Source organism: Campylobacter sp. W0066.2, assembly GCF_024723515.1.
Taxonomy (GTDB): Bacteria; Campylobacterota; Campylobacteria; order Campylobacterales; family Campylobacteraceae; genus Campylobacter_D.
This window is the reverse complement of record NZ_JANQCV010000006.1, coordinates 1-15,701: the sequence shown is the minus strand read 5'-3', so window position 1 is coordinate 15,701 and position 15,701 is coordinate 1. Positions and strand designations below refer to the sequence as shown.

The following is a 15,701-nucleotide window of genomic DNA, read 5'->3' as shown; positions in this document are numbered from 1 at the left end:
ACTTTTAAGGAAAGATAATGTTTAAAAAAATATTCGTATGTATTTTAGCTTTGTTTTTTGGCGCTTGTGCTGTAAACCCTAAAAATCAAGGTGTAGCTAAGGTTAATGAAGTTATAAAAATCCAAGCACAGTGTTATAATCCTTCTGATTCTAAAGCATATGAAGCAAAAATTAAAGGTCTTGTGTATATTAGTGATGTAGGACTTAAGTATTGTACAAATAAAAGAACAATTGATAAAAGTGCTTCTTTGAAAAAAGTTTATATTCATAGAGTGTATGATTTAAATGAGAATTTGAAATATTCTTCTTCTAATGGAAATAATTATTATATTAATGAAAATTTTAACTACTATTTTTATGTGTTTTTAAAAGAAGAATTAGAAAATAGAGGTATAGTAGTGGTTGAAAATACACAAGATTCTCCTTATGTTTTAAGAGTAGATTTAAGTTTTAATGATTTTTATTCTAAATTTGATTCTAATTCTTTATTTTCAATTATTGCTAGTCAGCTAACATTAAAAGATATTAACACTAATAAAACTATTAACATTAAAACTAAACAAGAAGTTAAAGGTTTTTATAATATTAAAGATCTGCCTTTCTTCACTCAGCTTCTTATAAAACAAGTAGCTAATAAATCTGCAGATATTATCAGCTCTTTGTGAGGTGTTTTAATTGTCATGGATTTTCCTTTGTGAGCTTTTGTCCAGCTTGCAAGGAAGAGCTTTTAGAATATTCTTTAGGTATAAGAGAACTTGATAAAGGTTTTAAGGTTTATTATTTTTATCAATATGAACAAATTAAACATCTAATTTATTTTAAACATAAATTTCAAGGATATTTTGTTTTAAATGCGCTTGCAAAATTAAGTTTTGCTAAATTTAAAGATTTTTTTTCAACCCTCTTGTAAAATTAATGCCATAGCCTTGGATGATAAAACATATAAAAACTACTCTCATACTGCTATTTTAACCAAACATTTAAAAACTCAATTTATAAAACCTATGTATCATGCTTTGCAAGCTAATTCAGAATTTAAATATAGTGGAAAAAGCTTGCAATTTCGTAAAGATAATAAAAGATCTTATAAGCTTTTAAAGCGTCCAAAATATCCTGTGATTTTAGTAGATGATGTGATAACTACGGGATTAAGTTTGCTTGAAGCAAGAGAGCTTTTAGAAAAAAATAATATCGAAGTACTTTTTGCTTTAGTTTTAGCTAATGCAAAAGAATAATCTGCTAAAATATAAAGATTAATTTTAAGGATTTTTATGGAAAATATTTTTACTAAAGATTCAGATATTGAAAATATAGATATAGAAAGTTCTATAAAGAGTAGTTATTTAGATTATTCTATGAGTGTTATTATAGGCCGTGCTTTACCTGATGCTAGAGATGGGCTTAAGCCTGTTCATAGAAGAATTTTATATGCTATGAATGATTTAGGTGTTGGAAGTCGTAGTGCATACAAAAAATCAGCGCGTATAGTGGGTGATGTAATCGGTAAATACCATCCACATGGTGATACAGCTGTATATGATGCTTTAGTAAGAATGGCACAAGATTTTTCTATGCGTTATCCAAGTGTAGATGGGCAAGGAAACTTTGGTTCTATTGATGGTGATGGCGCTGCTGCAATGCGTTATACTGAAGCTAGGATGACGATTTTAGCTGAAGAACTTTTGCGTGATATAGAAAAAGATACGGTTGATTTTATACCAAATTATGATGATTCTATGAGTGAGCCTGATGTTTTACCTGCTAGGGTGCCAAATTTATTGCTTAATGGTTCAAGTGGTATTGCAGTAGGTATGGCTACTAATATTCCTCCGCATAGCTTAAATGAGCTTATTGATGGTTTACTTTATTTAATTGATAATAAAAATGCAAGCTTAGAAGAAATAATGCAATTTATCAAAGGCCCTGATTTTCCAACCGGTGGTATTATCTTTGGTAAAAAGGGTATTATAGAAGCTTATCGCACAGGTCGTGGTAGGGTAAAAGTAAGAGCAAAAACCCATATTGAAAAAAGAGCTAATAAAGATATTATTGTAATAGATGAACTTCCTTATCAAACCAATAAAGCAAGATTGATAGAGCAAATTGCTGAACTTGCTAAAGAAAAACAAATCGAAGGCATTGCTGAAGTTAGAGATGAGAGTGATAGAGAAGGAATTCGCGTAGTAATTGAGCTAAAACGTGATACTATGAGTGAGATTGTGTTAAATAATCTTTTTAAATCTACCACTATGGAAAGCACTTTTGGTGTGATTATGCTTGCTATACATAATAAAGAACCAAAAGTTTTTTCTTTAATTGAACTTTTAAATTTATTCTTAAATCATAGAAAAACTGTAATTATTAGAAGAACTATTTATGAGTTGCAAAAAGCTAGAGCTAGAGCGCATATTTTAGAAGGTTTAAAAATAGCACTAGATAATATTGATGAAGTGATAGCTTTGATTAAAAACTCTCCTGATAATCCAACGGCTAAAAATTTATTAATGCAAAAATTTGGCTTAAGCGAGCTTCAATCTAATGCGATTTTAGATATGAAATTAGGTCGTTTAACAGGACTTGAAAGAGAAAAAATCGATAATGAATTAAGAGAATTATTAGCAGAAATTGAAAGACTTGATCAAATTTTAAAAAGCGAAACTTTGCTTGAAAATTTAATCAAAGATGAGCTAAAAGAAATCAGAACAAAATTTGATGTGCCAAGAATCACTCAAATTGAAGATGACTATGATGATATTGATATAGAAGATTTGATACCAAATGAAAACATGGTAGTTACCATTACTCATCGTGGTTATATTAAGCGTGTTCCAAGCAAGCAATATGAAAAACAAAAACGTGGTGGTAAAGGTAAGGTCGCAGTTACAACTTATGATGATGATTTTATAGAAAGCTTCTTTACGGCAAACACACACGATACTTTGATGTTTGTTACTGATCGTGGGCAACTTTACTGGCTTAAAGTTTATAAAATTCCTGAAGGAAGCAGAACTGCCAAAGGTAAAGCTGTGGTTAATCTCATTAATCTGCAAGCAGATGAAAAAATCATGGCAATTATTCCAACTACTGATTTTGATGAGAGTAAATCATTGTGCTTCTTTACTAAAAATGGTATCGTAAAACGCACAAATTTAAGCGAATATCAAAATATTAGAAGTGTGGGTGTAAAAGCGATTAATCTAGATGAAAATGATGAGCTTGTTACTGCAATTATTGTATCAAGAGATGAAAGTGAAATTGTAAATATAAATACAGACGAAAACTTAGAAGCAGAAGATAATCTGGAAATTGAAACAAATGAAAATAGCGAAGAGCTTGAAATTGTTAGTGGTAAAATGCTTTTTGCGGTTACCAAAAAAGGTATGTGCATTAAATTCCCACTTGCTAAAGTTAGAGAGATTGGCCGTGTAAGTAGAGGGGTAACTGCGATTAAATTTAAAGAAAAAGATGATGAGGTTGTGGGTGCTGTTGTTATAGAAAATGACGCTCAAGAAATCTTAAGCGTAAGTGCAAAAGGTATAGGTAAGCGTACTGATGCTGGAGAATATAGACTTCAAAGTAGAGGTGGTAAGGGTGTTATTTGTATGAAACTTACTGCCAAAACAAAAGATTTAATCGGTATAGTCATAGTTGATGAAAGTATGGATTTAATGGCATTAACAAGCAGCGGTAAGATGATACGCGTTGATATGCAAAGCATTAGAAAAGCAGGTAGAAATACAAGTGGTGTAATTGTTGTTAATGTTGAAAATGATGAGGTTGTAAGCATTGCTAAGTGTCCTAAAGAAGAAGATGAGGAATTAGATGCTGAAACTAATATGGATTTAAATTTAGAATAGTAAAATTATTGGAATGCTTTTTGCTGTTTTAATAAAATCAAATAAATTGAAGGTGTAAAAAATGAAAAAAGTTATTTTTATGTTTTGTTTAGCTTTGGGTTTTAGTGCTTGTGCGCTAGATCAAAGAGGTGTGAATCCAAATCAGACTCAAGCAGCAAATTCTGATGTTGTGGTTCAAAAAGTTGATAAAGATGATGTGCGTAACATCATTAGAGAAGAAAAAATGCTTACAAATGATACAAGCACAGATAATGATTTAACTTTTACAGCGGTGGGTGAGGGTATTGCTCCTTTAAATACGGTTTCAGTGGGCCAAGCTTTAGCTTTAGCTAAAAGAGCGGCAATTACTGATGCTTATAGACAATTAGCAAGTAAGTTGTATGGTGTCAGAGTTAATGGTAAAGATACAGTAAAAGATGCAATGCTTAAAAGCTCAACTATTACAGCACAGGTAAATGGTTTGATTAAAAATGCAAGTGTTGTAGATCAAGACTTTAAAGATGGTCTTTATAGAGTAAATGTAGAACTTAAAATTGATGCTGACAAGTGGAAAGAATTGTTTGCTTATTAATCCTCATAATTTTTAATGCTACTGCCCAAGATGAATTTATATTTTGGGCAGAACTTTCTAATAAAAATTTTATTCTTTATCATCAAAATGAAACTATTTCTATGGCTATGACTAAAAGTAAAAATAAAAATTTAGAATATGCTTGTGAGTTAGCATATACGCCAAGTGATTTGAAATCTTTAATACGCAATGATTTTGGTATGGTGGCTGAAGAAAAGATGACAAAGCTGGATAAATTTAACTTTTTAAATGCCCACAAAAATGATTTAATTGATTGCTTTTTTAACTCAAAAATAGATGTAAAAGACTTTGTAAAAAGTGAACAAGCAAGTGCGCAAAGTGAAACTTATGTGAGAATTTTGCCGTTAAGATTTATAGTTGAATTTCATGATAATAGTGCCTTTGTATATTATCTTAAATAAATACAAAGCTAGCTTTTATAAAAATCAAGTTAAAATACTTAAAAAAATATTAAGAGTATAAAATGCAAAAAAGTATCCCTTGTTATTTATTATTTAAATATCTGCGTTTTGATAAAGATCAACCCTTTATTATGCTTTCAAAAATTTTAGCCTTTTTAGGTGTAAGTATAGGACTTTGTGTGCTTTTAGTTGCAATGGCTATTATGAATGGCTTTGATAAAGAATTTGAGAGAAAACTTTTTACTATGAATTATCCTATCACTATATTACCGCGTTTTGGAGCAAATGTAGATGATAAATTATTGCAAGAATTAAGAAACAAATTTCCAAATTTATTATTTAGTCCTTATATTGCTACTCAGGTTATAGCAAGAAATGATTTAAAATTGGAAGGCGGTATGCTTTTTGGGGTTAATTTTGAGGATGAAAAAAAGATCAATGAGGTAATAGCTCAAGCTTTAAAAGATAAAAAATTAGATAATTTTGATATTTTAATTGGTAAGGGTTTAAAAGATGAATTTGGACTTGATTATAATGAAAAAATCACTTTAATTTTTTCCAATCTTAATGCGAGCGGACTTTCGCTTATTCCAAAAGTTAAAAGATTTGATGTTATGGCTGATTTTTCTTCAGGTTTGTTAGCTTATGATAAAGCTTATATGTATACAGATGTAAAAGCTTTAGCTAAGATTTTGTCATATCCCCAAGGAAGTTATGATGGGGTACATGTATATTCAAATAAGCCTTTTGAGGACATTAAACAAATTGAAGCTTTTTTGGGTGCAAGATATGCTAGTGTAGGCTGGTGGGAGCAAAATGGAAATTTCTTTGCAGCATTAGCTTTAGAAAAAAGAGCTTTGTTTATAGTATTGATGTTGATTATTTTGGTCGCAAGTTTAAATATAGTAAGTTCTTTATTAATGATAGTAATGAATCGTCGTAGTGAGATAGCTTTGTTGCTTTCTTTAGGAGCTAGTAAGTTAGAGATTAAAAAAACATTTTTTTCTTTAGGATTTTTGATAGGTGGAAGTGGTATCGTAGCAGGTGTGATACTTGCAGCTATTGCTTTGTGGGTACTTGGAAATTTTGACATTATTTCTTTACCAAGTGATGTTTATGGCATGAGTAAGCTACCTTTGGAGCTTTCTTTTGTTGATTTTTGTACTACGATTTTTGGTGCTATTATGATTGTGAGCCTGTCTTCTTATTATCCTGCTAAAAAAGCAACACAAGTAGATATTTTAGATACTTTAAGAAACGAATAAATTGAAAAATTTATTCGTTTAAGAATTTTTGAATTTCATTGAAAAAGTTTTCATAACTAATATCTTTAATGGTTTTAATAAATTTTCCATTCTCATCAATCAAATAAAATTCGCCACTATGCACTATAGAATATCCCATAGCAGAATCTTTAAGATTGATTTTTTCATATATTACGCCATAATTTTTAGTAACTTTTTCTAATTCTTTTTCATCTTTAGCAACTAATGCAGTTGAATTTGGGTAAAAATACTTAACCCATTGGCTAGTTTGAGTTAAGTTGCTATCTCTTGCTGGATCTAGTGAGATAAATATTACATGAGCTTTTTCTTTATTTGGCATTTTTTCTAAAACATTAGCAATCAAGGCAAGCTCACTAGGACAGACATCAGGACAATATGTATAGCCAAAATATACAATTAGTTTTTTACCGATAAAATCTTTTAGACTAAGTATGCCTTTTTCAGAATTTAAGTGAAAATTGTATTTGTTGTTTTCAAAATGCTGCACAGATATAAAAAATACTCCAAAAATTACCACAATTAATAAAAAAATATTTATTTTTTTCAAATTTTACCTCTTTACATCAAAGTCAAAATAAAAATCTAGTGGAGTTTCATCATCAAAAAGCTCTATTCTAAAACGCATCACATCTAGTGTGCAAGAACTTAAAACTAATTTAGCATGATAAGTATTGTTTATTTTTTTAAATTGTGGAACAATATCTCCCATATACATATTAAGTCCATAAACTCTAGCATTTAGTTTTTTAAACTCACCCAAATTAGTGATATTTAAATCAAGCTCATTTAATGCGGTTATAGGCTTTGGATTTAAATTTACTAATACCTTTTTATCTTTAAAATTATACTCACACTCTTGGATATTTAGATCGCATGCTAAAGGCGTTAGAGTGGTGATTAACTCTCTTTTTTTTCTAGAATTTGTTGAATTAGTATAAAAATAAGCCCCGCATATAGCAAAAACTATAGCTAAGGCAAAGACAAGTAGATTTTTCATTATTTTTTAATGCTTCTTGACTTGATATCTTTTAGTTTAATTGTGCTATTATCATCAAAATAAAGCGTTAAATTAGCTTTTGTTTGAGATGTGATATTTTCTTTAAGATTTAATACCATAATATGCTTACCACCTGGTTTAAGTTTAGCATTTGAATTAGCTTTTATAGTAATTTGAGGGATTTGCACCATCATTTTTTTGCCATTTTGCATGATATGATCGTGAATTTCAGTTGTATCACTTAGTGAGCTTTGGGCTTTTATTAGTTTTATATCTTTATCAGAATTATTTTTAAGTTCTAAAAAAAATGCTGTGGTTTTAGAATTTGGTGGAGTTTGTCTTACATAGGGATCATTTACAGTGATGTTGTTAGCTAAGGTAAAAGTGCTTAAAAGAGCTAAGCTGAGTATTTTTTTCATTATTTTCCTTTATATTTTTAGTCAATTATAAACATTATACACGGAAAAAATTAAAAATATATTTATTGTAAAAATATTATAATTAGCTCTTTGTTGTTTTAAATTTTAGTAGAGAAGGTATAAATTGTTTAAAATTATATTAGCATTGTTTAGCTTAGCTGTATTTGCAAATGCAAGCGAACTTGCAAAAATTTATTTAAATCAAGGTATTAATGCGGTTGAAAAGGTATTAGAACAAGAATTAAGCAAGAAAGATTTTTGGCTTGATGAGATAAAAGATAAAAATGTTAGCCTTGGTTACTATGAAGAAAATGTTGCAATTGTTTTAACTAATAAAAGCGATAAAATCATTAGAGTTTATCATTATAATAATGGTAAAGTAGAAAAGAAATTTATTCAAAAAGATGTTTTAACTGGTTTGGCTGGAGATAAAGAAGTAGAAGGAGATTTAAAAACTCCTATAGGTTTTTATGAGCTTGGAAAGAAATTTTATCCTGGTGATCCATATTATGGACCATTTGCTTTTGCAACAACTTATCCAAATGTTTTAGATAAAACTTTAGGTAAAACAGGTGGTGGAATTTGGATTCATGGTTATCCTTTAGATGGAACGCGTTTAGATACTTATAAAACTAGAGGTTGTATTGCTGTGCAAAATGATTTATTAGAAGATTTTAATAAATTAGTTGCTGATAGAAAAGCTTATGCAATGACAGAGGAGAAAAATAAGGTAAGAGCAAATCATGAAGAAATAGCTATTTTATTAGCAAATTTGTTTGCTTGGAAAGATAGTTGGCAAAAAAGTGATATTAATAAATATTTATCTTTTTATGATAAAAATATATTTAAACATAAAAACAAATTTTCATATGAGCAGTTTGCAAAAAATAAAGAAAGAATTTTTGCTAAAAAAGAAGAAAAAACTATTAAATTTTCAAATCTTAGCATAAGTCCTTATCCAAATGAAAAAAATGAGAAGATTTTTAGAATAGGATTTTATGAAGATTATCGTAGTACTAATTATAAATTCAAAGGAGAAAAAGTTCTTTATGTTAAGCTAGTTGAAGATAAAATGCAAATTTTAGCTGAACAATAATGGCTTATATAAAAATCGATCGTTTAGCTTATGAGTATAATCTTGACCTAATAGCCTCTAAGGCTGGAGGTTATGAAAAAGTAATTTGTGTTTTTAAAGATAATGCTTATGGCCATGGAGCTAAACTTTTAGCTCCTATAGCTAGAGCAAAAGGTATAAATTTTATAGCCGTAAAAAATGAAGACGAAGCAAAAGAGCTTGGAAATATTTTTGATAATATCTTAATTTTGTCTCATCATCCACATGGTAATGAAAGTGAAAAATTTATTTATGCATTAAATGCAAACAATGATATGAAAAAACTTAAAAAAAATACAAAAATTCATTTAGTCATAGATACAAATATGCATAGAAATGGAATTTTGCCTGAAGAAATTCAAGAAGTGATGCAAGGGTTAAAAAGTAATAATTTGATACTTCGTGGAGTGATGATGCATTTTGCAGGAAGCGATGAAGTAGATGCAAGTTATTTTGTGCAAAAACAAAAATTTCAACACGCTAAAAAGTTAATTTATAATTTATTACAAGAAGAGGCTAAGAACTTAGTATTTCATTCTCATAATTCTGAAGCTTTATTTAGAGCAAATACTTTAGAAGATGATGAGTATTGTAGAGTAGGGCTTGTACAATTTGGTTATGCGCATTTTAATAAGGACTTACGTAAGGTTTTGAGTTTATGGGCTGAAAAATTAAGCCAAAGAGTGTTAAAAAAAGGTCAAAGTGTTGGTTATGGTGGAGTGTATAGTGCAAGAGAAGATATTGAAATAGCAACTTATGATTTAGGTTATGCTGATGGGCTTTTGCGTTATGATGGTAAAAAAGATTTTTTTCTTCCTAATGGTAAAAAAATACTTGGAAAAATGTCTATGGATAGTTTTTCTTGTGAGAATGATAGTGAGATAATTTGTGTTATGAATGATGCAAATGTTATGGCCAACTTTTTTAATACTATTAATTATGAAATTTTAGTAAAACTTTCTCCAAATTTAAAAAGAATTGTAATTTAAGATAAAAAGTACTAATATATCTAAAGAAAGGATAAATATGGCATTTTTAAATTGGGCTATTTTAATTTTATTTTTATTTATAGTGTTTTTGCTGATTAATCGTTATGAAAGAAAAATAAAGATTTTGCATAAAAATATAGAGATTTTAAAAAATGAATGCAAGAAAAATAGTGAAAACATAGAACAAAATAGAATTTTAATAGAAAAAAATAGATCAAACATTGAAGATATTAAACATCAAGATTAGTTTTTAATCTTGAAGTGTTTTAGCTATAAGTTCTAATGGGTGTAAAAATCTTGTGGAAATTTTTTCATGCTCTAATGCATTTGAAATTTGCATTCTACAAGCTGAGCACTCTGCGCTAATGATTTCTACATTACTTTTTTGTATGTTTTGAGCTTTTTTTATGCCAACTTGCAAAGCTTTTTCATAATGATCAGTTTGCATACTAACTCCACCAAAACCACAGCACTCATTTGACTTGATAAGTTCTTTAAAAGCATAATTTTGCTTTAGTAAAGCTCTTGGTTCTTTAAAAACCCCTTGCATTTTTCTTGCATGGCAAGGATCATGATATGCGATTTTTGTGTTTATTTTTTTCTTTGTTTTTAAAAGTTCTTTTAAATTAGTGTATTCATAAAAATATTTTGTTGCAAGTAGTATTTTACTGGAAATATTTTTAGCTCTTATTACCCATTCTTCATCATTTTGCATATGGAAAAAATGTTCATAGTCTATATTAATCATCGCAGAGCAGGTCGCTTCTGGGATAATGATAAAATCTAGTGTTTTTAATTTTTCCTCAAAATAAATGATATTTTTTTTAGCTAATTTTTCTACACTATTAAAATCTCCGGTAAAATAATGAGGAGCACCGCAACAAGATTGATCTTTTAATAAATCCACATTAATTTTAAGATGCTTACAAATTTCAAGTAAAGCAAAACCTGTATTAGTGTAAGAATAATTAGACAAACAACCTATAAAAAGTCCTATAGTTTTTTCGCCTTGATTGTTTATAAAATCAGGATTAGAGGCTAAAAAACTTTTCTTAGCTAAAGAAGGCAATAAGCGGTCTTTTTTGATTAAAGGTAGGCTAAATTTAGCTTTCATCCCTAAATTTTTATGTTGCAAGCTAAAGGCACAACTTTGAAAAACATAGCCTAATCTTGCTAAGATATCTAAAATCTTTCTGTGTCTTAAAAAAAAGAAAGTAAGCTTTTTATACCATGCTATGCCAAATTTTTGAGCTATATCAAAGCGTACTTTTTCAATAGCACCATCTACTCTTAAATGACTTGGACAAACTTCAACGCAATTTGTACATAAAAAACATGATTCGAAAGTTTTTTTAAGATTTTTATCAAGTTCTAGTTCTTGATTTTTATAAGCACCAATTAAATCCAAAAAACCACGAGGAGAAGTGCTCTCATCGCGGTTTATCTCATGTATAGTACAAACTGGTATGCATTTGCCACATTTTACACAAGCATTAGAAATTTCATTAACATTTAGCATATTAAACCGTTTTAGAAAATACTTTTTTATCTTCGCTAATGCGTTTTAAATATTTATCAAAACACATAGCAATATTACGTATTAAAAGTACTCCTGTTTCATTAACTTTGATATAATTTTCATCTATAGTGACAAATTCGCTAAGTTCTTCAAGTTCTTTTAAATCTTGTTTAAAATATTCAAAAAAATCAATCTTAAATTTATTTTCTATATTTTTTATATTAAGTGCAAAATTACTCATAAGTTCCATAATAACAGCTTTTCTTAATTCATCATCATCATCAAGCATAATACCTTTTTCACAAGGTAATCTACCCTCATCAATAGCTTTTTCATAACTTGGCATGTCTTTGAAATTTTGTATATAATGTCTTTGTCCTTCGCCTATACTTGTTAAGCCAATGCCAATTAAATCAGTTCCACCTTTTGTAGTATAGCCTTGGAAATTTCTATGCAAGCTACCATTTTCTAAAGCTTTAAAAAGTTCATCTTGTGGTTTTGCAAAATGATCCATTCCTATCATTTTATAACCATTTTGAGTTAAAAATTTTTCACAGTATTCTAAAATCTGAAGTTTTACATCAGGGCTTGGTAATGTGCTTTCATCGAATTTTCTCATATTTTTTTTAAGCCAAGGCACATGTGCATAGTTAAAAATAGCAAAACGATCAGGATTGATTAGTAATGCTTTTTCTAAAGTTTGCTTAAAACTTTCTAGGCTTTGATAAGGAAGACCATAGATTAAGTCCATATTTACTGAGTTAATTCCCTTTTTTCTTACCATATCTACTGCATTTTTGGTTAATTCAAAAGGTTGAATTCTATGAATTTCCTTTTGAACTTTTTCATCAAAATCTTGCACGCCAAAACTAATACGATTAAAACCATTTTGGATCAAAACATCAGTTTGTTCTTCATTTAAAAATCTAGGATCAATCTCACAGCTTACTTCACTATCTTGGGTAAAATTTGGAAAAATGCTTTTAATTTTTAAAATCAAACTTTGTAATTGTTTAGCGCAAAAGAATGTAGGTGTACCACCACCAAAATGCATTTGAGCTACTTCTCTTTGGGTGTTGATGATATTTGCTAAAAGATCAAGTTCTTTAAAAAGATAGTTTAAGTATTTTTCTTTGCTTTCTTCTTTAGCAGTATATATTACATTACAACCACAAAAATAACAAGCACTTCTGCAAAAAGGTAAATGAAAATACAAAGACAATTGTGCTTTTTGATCTTTTAAAATTTGTATATAATCTTCATATTTAAACTGAGTATTAAATTCCACTGCAGTAGGATAAGATGTATATCTTGGGCCTGCTTTGGAGTATTTAACAAAGCTTTTATAATCTTTCATTTGGTTTTACCTTTTGCATCATTTCTTTCATATTAATAAACAAATTAGGATGTTTAGCATGAATACTGCTAATTAGTTGATCTAAATCAATATTTACTTCTTTTACGCCTTTGGCAACTTGATGTTTGATTTCATCCATAGCAACTGTCCAAACATCATTAAAATCAATAGGAATTTGTTGATAAATAGCCTTTTCTAATTTTAGTTCAAAATTATTTTTTTGCACCTCTTTGGCATTTTGTAAAAACTCAATTAGGGTTTTTACTGAAAACATAGTTTTAACTTCGCCATTTTCATCTACTATAAACCATGGTTCAGGTGCTAATTCATGGCCATTTTTTAAGCTTAGTTTTTTTTCTTTTTCGTTTATATGAGTTAGATGAAATACGGTTTGATTGTGTTTTTCTATACCCAAATGATTTGATAATTCATTAATGATATCTTGGGAACTTTTTTTACTTAGACTATTCAATCTTACTCCTTGTTTAATAATTTTGCAATTTCTTTTGCATGATAAGTTATAATAAGCTTAGCTCCTGCTCTTTTGAAAGCAAGCATAGTTTCAAGCACTATTTTTTCATAGTCAATCACACCTGCTTTTTGACCTGCTTTTAATAAAGCGTATTCTCCACTTACATTATATACGCAAAGTGGAAGTTTGGAATGATTTGCTATATCTTTAACTACATCTAAATACGCAAGCGCTGGTTTAACCATCAAAATATCAGCACCTTGTTTTTCATCTTCTAAGCTTTCACACAAGGCTTCTTTACCATTAGCAAAATCCATTTGATAGGTTTTTCTATCTCCATAACTTGGTGCGGAATCAGCCACATCTCTAAAAGGTCCATAATAAGCTGAAGCAAATTTAGTAGAATAAGCCATAATAGGTAAATTTTCAAAACCATTTTTATCTAAGGTTTTTCTTAAAGTTTTAATAATACCATCCATCATACCGCTTGGTGCTATCATATCAGCACCGTTTTTGGCATGAATTAGAGCTTGTTTAGCTGAAATTTCTAAAGTTAAATCATTATCCACGCTTTTACTTTTTGGATCAATAATGCCACAATGACCATGATCAGTATACTCACAAAAACAAAGATCAGTAATCACTACTAAATTAGGAAAATTTGCCTTAATAGCTCTTAGACTTGTAGCAATCAAACCATCATCGCTTAATGCATCACTACCACAGCTATCTTTTTTAGAACTTTCCAACACTCCAAATAAAACAATCGCTTTAATACCAAGACTAATTAGTTCTTCGCATTCTTTTAAAATTTCATCCAAGCTCATTTGAAACACACCTGGCATAGATGTAATTTCATTTTTAATATTAGTGCCATTTACAACAAAAAGTGGGTAGATTAAATCATCCAAATTTAAGGTATTTTCTTTTACTAGGCTTCTAATGTTTTCATTAAGTCTTAATCTTCTAAAGCGTTTAAACATAAATTTCCTTTTTGTTTGTTAAAATTGCTTAAATTCTAGCATATTTTTTATAAAAAGGTAAATTAAAATAATGACTATTCAAATTTCTGAAATAGCAAAACTTCCTACTCGTTTTGGAGAATTTAATATACAAAGTTTTAAAGAAAACGATAAAGAACACCTTTGCATTTTTAAAGGAAAATTAGATAAAGAAGTTAATATTAGAATCCATTCAGAATGTTTAACGGGTGATGTTTTGGGAAGTTTAAAGTGTGATTGTGGAGAGCAACTTGACTTTTCATTAAAATATATCCAAGAGCATGGTGGTATGGTGATTTATTTAAGACAGGAAGGAAGAGGTATAGGACTTTTTAATAAAATTAACGCTTATGCTTTGCAAGATAAGGGTTTTAATACCATAGAGGCAAATCATCAATTAGGTTTTAAAGCAGATGAGCGTAGTTATGAAATAGTAGATTTTATACTTAAATATTATAAGATTTCTAAGATTAATCTTTTAACTAATAATCCTGAAAAACTTAGCTCTTTAAAAGGAAAAGTAAATTTAAGAATTCCTATTTTGATTGAAGCAAATCGTTTTAATAAAGATTATTTGGAAATTAAACATACGCAAATGGGGCATTTAAATTGAAAATTTATGAAGAACAATTAAATTTTATACAAAATTTTGCTAAAAAAGATGATTTTTACCAAAAAATCACGCTCTATAAAGAGTTATTAGAAAGATTTAATGCTGTGCATAATCTAACTCATCTTGAAAATATAGATGATAATATTGTCGATAGTATAAAAATTTTAGACTATTGTGATTTGACTGATAAAAAAAAGATTATCGATATTGGAAGTGGGGCTGGTTTTCCTGCGATATTTTTAGCATATATTTTGGAAAATAGTAATTTTTTTCTGTTTGAGCCTAGTGCTAAAAAAGCTTCTTTTTTAAGAGTGATTAAAACTGAGCTTAATTTGATAAATGTGAATATTATAAAAGAAAAATTACAAAATCATCCGCCTTTTAAAGTAGATTTAATCACATCAAGGGCTTTGATGGATATAAAACCTTTGATTGAAATTTCAAATGGTTTTTATGATGAAAAAACTTCATTTTTGCTTTATAAAGGCAGTGAGGTTTATGATGAGCTACAAGGATTGAAAGATTATAAAATTTTCAACCGCGGTTTTAGAAATTATTGTCTTTTAAAAGTAAAGGAAAAGCTATGTTAATTTTTGGACATCCTTTGATAAATATGCAAAAATTTAGTCATTATGAAAATATTTTTATTAAAGCAAATGTAAATTGTTTTGATTATAATGAGCAAAATATAAAAAGTGCAAAAAAGGAAAAAATAGATTTTGCTATATATGCTAAGAATGAAGAAGAAATTTTACTTTCAAATGCATTAGGTGCTAAATATATTTTAATAGAAGATGAGAGATTAGCAAAAATCGCTTCAAAAATGGCTGAGTTTTATATGTTTGATTCTAAAATTTTATTTTTGCTTGATACTTTTAAAAACAATCTAAAAAAAGCTTACGAGTTAAGCGTTGATGGGGTTTGTTTAAAATCTTATATTAATTAAACTAAACCCAATTGAGGGTTTAGTCAATTATTTAAAACTTCTTCTTTCTAGCATCCTCTAAGATATCATTAGCTATTTTATTAACATTATCAGATATAGCTGCACTATCATTAGCTATTTTTAAGTTCTCTTGGGTTG

General features: G+C 28.6%; 18 protein-coding genes and 1 pseudogene. 12 read left to right on the top strand and 7 right to left on the bottom strand.

All coding sequences use genetic code 11. The features are described from left to right. Positions 1 to 17 precede the first annotated feature (17 nt). The 6 genes and pseudogenes from mapA (at position 18) to CAMP18498_RS03535 (ending at position 6,115) form a co-directional block, all read left to right on the top strand. A complete protein-coding gene (gene mapA / locus CAMP18498_RS03560; RefSeq protein ID WP_337197598.1) occupies positions 18 to 665 on the top strand; it encodes an outer membrane lipoprotein MapA in 648 nt (215 codons plus the stop codon). Then, positions 662 to 1,235 (top strand): annotated as a pseudogene (locus tag CAMP18498_RS03555) (ComF family protein). The gene mapA and the pseudogene CAMP18498_RS03555 overlap by 4 nt, the downstream one beginning before the upstream one ends. A 36-nt stretch (positions 1,236 to 1,271) precedes the next feature. Further along, positions 1,272 to 3,857, top strand: coding sequence for a DNA gyrase subunit A (gene gyrA, locus CAMP18498_RS03550; RefSeq protein ID WP_337197596.1), 2,586 nt, complete (start codon positions 1,272 to 1,274; stop codon positions 3,855 to 3,857). Positions 3,858 to 3,918: 61 nt separating this feature from the next. Beyond that, the gene (locus CAMP18498_RS03545) at positions 3,919 to 4,428 is read left to right on the top strand and encodes an LPP20 family lipoprotein (RefSeq protein ID WP_337197595.1); all 510 of its coding nucleotides are present in this window, start codon (positions 3,919 to 3,921) and stop codon (positions 4,426 to 4,428) included. Next, positions 4,404 to 4,850, top strand: a complete 447-nt coding sequence (locus CAMP18498_RS03540; protein ID WP_133319812.1) for a hypothetical protein — start codon at positions 4,404 to 4,406, stop codon at positions 4,848 to 4,850. Before CAMP18498_RS03545 ends, CAMP18498_RS03540 begins: the two co-directional genes overlap by 25 nt. Positions 4,851 to 4,912: 62 nt before the next feature. After that, positions 4,913 to 6,115: an ABC transporter permease gene (locus CAMP18498_RS03535; RefSeq protein WP_337197593.1), complete on the top strand. Its 1,203-nt coding sequence runs from the start codon at positions 4,913 to 4,915 to the stop codon at positions 6,113 to 6,115. A 10-nt stretch (positions 6,116 to 6,125) separates the two neighbouring features. Here the strand turns inward: CAMP18498_RS03535 and CAMP18498_RS03530 are convergent, their stop codons facing one another. The 3 genes from CAMP18498_RS03530 to CAMP18498_RS03520 are packed head-to-tail and all read right to left on the bottom strand — an operon-like array spanning position 6,126 to position 7,552. Beyond that, positions 6,126 to 6,683 (bottom strand): SCO family protein, encoded by a 558-nt coding sequence (locus CAMP18498_RS03530; RefSeq protein WP_337197591.1) that lies wholly within the window; start codon positions 6,681 to 6,683, stop codon positions 6,126 to 6,128. A gap of 3 nt (positions 6,684 to 6,686) precedes the next feature. Continuing rightward, positions 6,687 to 7,133 carry a hypothetical protein gene (locus tag CAMP18498_RS03525; protein WP_337197590.1) on the bottom strand — a complete coding sequence of 149 codons (447 nt, stop codon included), beginning with the start codon at positions 7,131 to 7,133 and terminating at the stop codon, positions 6,687 to 6,689. Continuing rightward, the gene (locus CAMP18498_RS03520; RefSeq protein WP_337197588.1) at positions 7,133 to 7,552 is read right to left on the bottom strand and encodes a copper chaperone PCu(A)C; all 420 of its coding nucleotides are present in this window, start codon (positions 7,550 to 7,552) and stop codon (positions 7,133 to 7,135) included. Before CAMP18498_RS03520 ends, CAMP18498_RS03525 begins: the two co-directional genes overlap by 1 nt. A gap of 124 nt (positions 7,553 to 7,676) precedes the next feature. Between CAMP18498_RS03520 and CAMP18498_RS03515 the strand changes: the two genes are divergently transcribed. Genes CAMP18498_RS03515 through CAMP18498_RS03505 form a run of 3 tightly spaced genes read left to right on the top strand, consistent with a single transcriptional unit; the run spans position 7,677 to position 9,902 of the window. Next, on the top strand, positions 7,677 to 8,648 hold the full coding sequence (locus CAMP18498_RS03515; protein WP_337197586.1) for a L,D-transpeptidase family protein: 972 nt from the start codon (positions 7,677 to 7,679) through the stop codon (positions 8,646 to 8,648). After that, positions 8,648 to 9,655 (top strand): alanine racemase, encoded by a 1,008-nt coding sequence (locus CAMP18498_RS03510; RefSeq protein WP_337197584.1) that lies wholly within the window; start codon positions 8,648 to 8,650, stop codon positions 9,653 to 9,655. The genes CAMP18498_RS03515 and CAMP18498_RS03510 overlap by 1 nt, the downstream gene beginning before the upstream one ends. A 37-nt stretch (positions 9,656 to 9,692) precedes the next feature. Then, entirely contained in the window at positions 9,693 to 9,902 is a 210-nt protein-coding gene (locus CAMP18498_RS03505) for a hypothetical protein (protein ID WP_012661838.1), read from the top strand. Between the two features lie 3 nt (positions 9,903 to 9,905). On the opposite strand, the gene CAMP18498_RS03500 is transcribed toward CAMP18498_RS03505, so the two are convergent. Genes CAMP18498_RS03500 through hemB form a run of 4 tightly spaced genes read right to left on the bottom strand, consistent with a single transcriptional unit; the run spans position 9,906 to position 13,986 of the window. Then, the gene (locus tag CAMP18498_RS03500; protein ID WP_337197583.1) at positions 9,906 to 11,174 is read right to left on the bottom strand and encodes a (Fe-S)-binding protein; all 1,269 of its coding nucleotides are present in this window, start codon (positions 11,172 to 11,174) and stop codon (positions 9,906 to 9,908) included. A gap of 1 nt (position 11,175) precedes the next feature. Then, entirely contained in the window at positions 11,176 to 12,531 is a 1,356-nt protein-coding gene (gene hemN, locus CAMP18498_RS03495; RefSeq protein ID WP_337197581.1) for an oxygen-independent coproporphyrinogen III oxidase, read from the bottom strand. Beyond that, a complete protein-coding gene (locus tag CAMP18498_RS03490) occupies positions 12,518 to 13,003 on the bottom strand; it encodes a DUF2603 domain-containing protein (RefSeq protein WP_337197579.1) in 486 nt (161 codons plus the stop codon). Before CAMP18498_RS03490 ends, hemN begins: the two co-directional genes overlap by 14 nt. A 2-nt stretch (positions 13,004 to 13,005) precedes the next feature. After that, positions 13,006 to 13,986, bottom strand: coding sequence for a porphobilinogen synthase (gene hemB, locus CAMP18498_RS03485; protein WP_337197577.1), 981 nt, complete (start codon positions 13,984 to 13,986; stop codon positions 13,006 to 13,008). Between the two features lie 70 nt (positions 13,987 to 14,056). Here hemB and ribA point away from each other — a divergent pair, with 70 nt between their 5' ends. From ribA to CAMP18498_RS03470, 3 genes are read left to right on the top strand one after another with little or no spacing between them, the layout of a single operon-like run. After that, positions 14,057 to 14,617, top strand: coding sequence for a GTP cyclohydrolase II (gene ribA, locus CAMP18498_RS03480; protein ID WP_337197576.1), 561 nt, complete (start codon positions 14,057 to 14,059; stop codon positions 14,615 to 14,617). A 2-nt stretch (positions 14,618 to 14,619) separates the two neighbouring features. Next, positions 14,620 to 15,207 (top strand): 16S rRNA (guanine(527)-N(7))-methyltransferase RsmG, encoded by a 588-nt coding sequence (gene rsmG, locus CAMP18498_RS03475; RefSeq protein ID WP_337197700.1) that lies wholly within the window; start codon positions 14,620 to 14,622, stop codon positions 15,205 to 15,207. Next, positions 15,201 to 15,563 (top strand): hypothetical protein, encoded by a 363-nt coding sequence (locus CAMP18498_RS03470; RefSeq protein ID WP_337197574.1) that lies wholly within the window; start codon positions 15,201 to 15,203, stop codon positions 15,561 to 15,563. Before rsmG ends, CAMP18498_RS03470 begins: the two co-directional genes overlap by 7 nt. The last annotated feature ends 138 nt before the right edge of the window (positions 15,564 to 15,701 follow it).

What these genes read in the sequence shown, in the direction of transcription:
- mapA (WP_337197598.1), top strand. Translation starts at nt 18, where the DNA reads ATGTTTAAAAAAATATTCGTATGTATTTTAGCTTTGTTTTTTGGCGCT.
- gyrA (WP_337197596.1), top strand. Translation starts at nt 1,272, where the DNA reads ATGGAAAATATTTTTACTAAAGATTCAGATATTGAAAATATAGATATA.
- CAMP18498_RS03545 (WP_337197595.1), top strand. Translation starts at nt 3,919, where the DNA reads ATGAAAAAAGTTATTTTTATGTTTTGTTTAGCTTTGGGTTTTAGTGCT.
- CAMP18498_RS03535 (WP_337197593.1), top strand. Translation starts at nt 4,913, where the DNA reads ATGCAAAAAAGTATCCCTTGTTATTTATTATTTAAATATCTGCGTTTT.
- CAMP18498_RS03525 (WP_337197590.1), bottom strand. Translation starts at nt 7,133, where the DNA reads ATGAAAAATCTACTTGTCTTTGCCTTAGCTATAGTTTTTGCTATATGC.
- CAMP18498_RS03520 (WP_337197588.1), bottom strand. Translation starts at nt 7,552, where the DNA reads ATGAAAAAAATACTCAGCTTAGCTCTTTTAAGCACTTTTACCTTAGCT.
- CAMP18498_RS03510 (WP_337197584.1), top strand. Translation starts at nt 8,648, where the DNA reads ATGGCTTATATAAAAATCGATCGTTTAGCTTATGAGTATAATCTTGAC.
- CAMP18498_RS03505 (WP_012661838.1), top strand. Translation starts at nt 9,693, where the DNA reads ATGGCATTTTTAAATTGGGCTATTTTAATTTTATTTTTATTTATAGTG.
- CAMP18498_RS03500 (WP_337197583.1), bottom strand. Translation starts at nt 11,174, where the DNA reads ATGCTAAATGTTAATGAAATTTCTAATGCTTGTGTAAAATGTGGCAAA.
- hemN (WP_337197581.1), bottom strand. Translation starts at nt 12,531, where the DNA reads ATGAAAGATTATAAAAGCTTTGTTAAATACTCCAAAGCAGGCCCAAGA.
- hemB (WP_337197577.1), bottom strand. Translation starts at nt 13,986, where the DNA reads ATGTTTAAACGCTTTAGAAGATTAAGACTTAATGAAAACATTAGAAGC.
- ribA (WP_337197576.1), top strand. Translation starts at nt 14,057, where the DNA reads ATGACTATTCAAATTTCTGAAATAGCAAAACTTCCTACTCGTTTTGGA.
- CAMP18498_RS03470 (WP_337197574.1), top strand. Translation starts at nt 15,201, where the DNA reads ATGTTAATTTTTGGACATCCTTTGATAAATATGCAAAAATTTAGTCAT.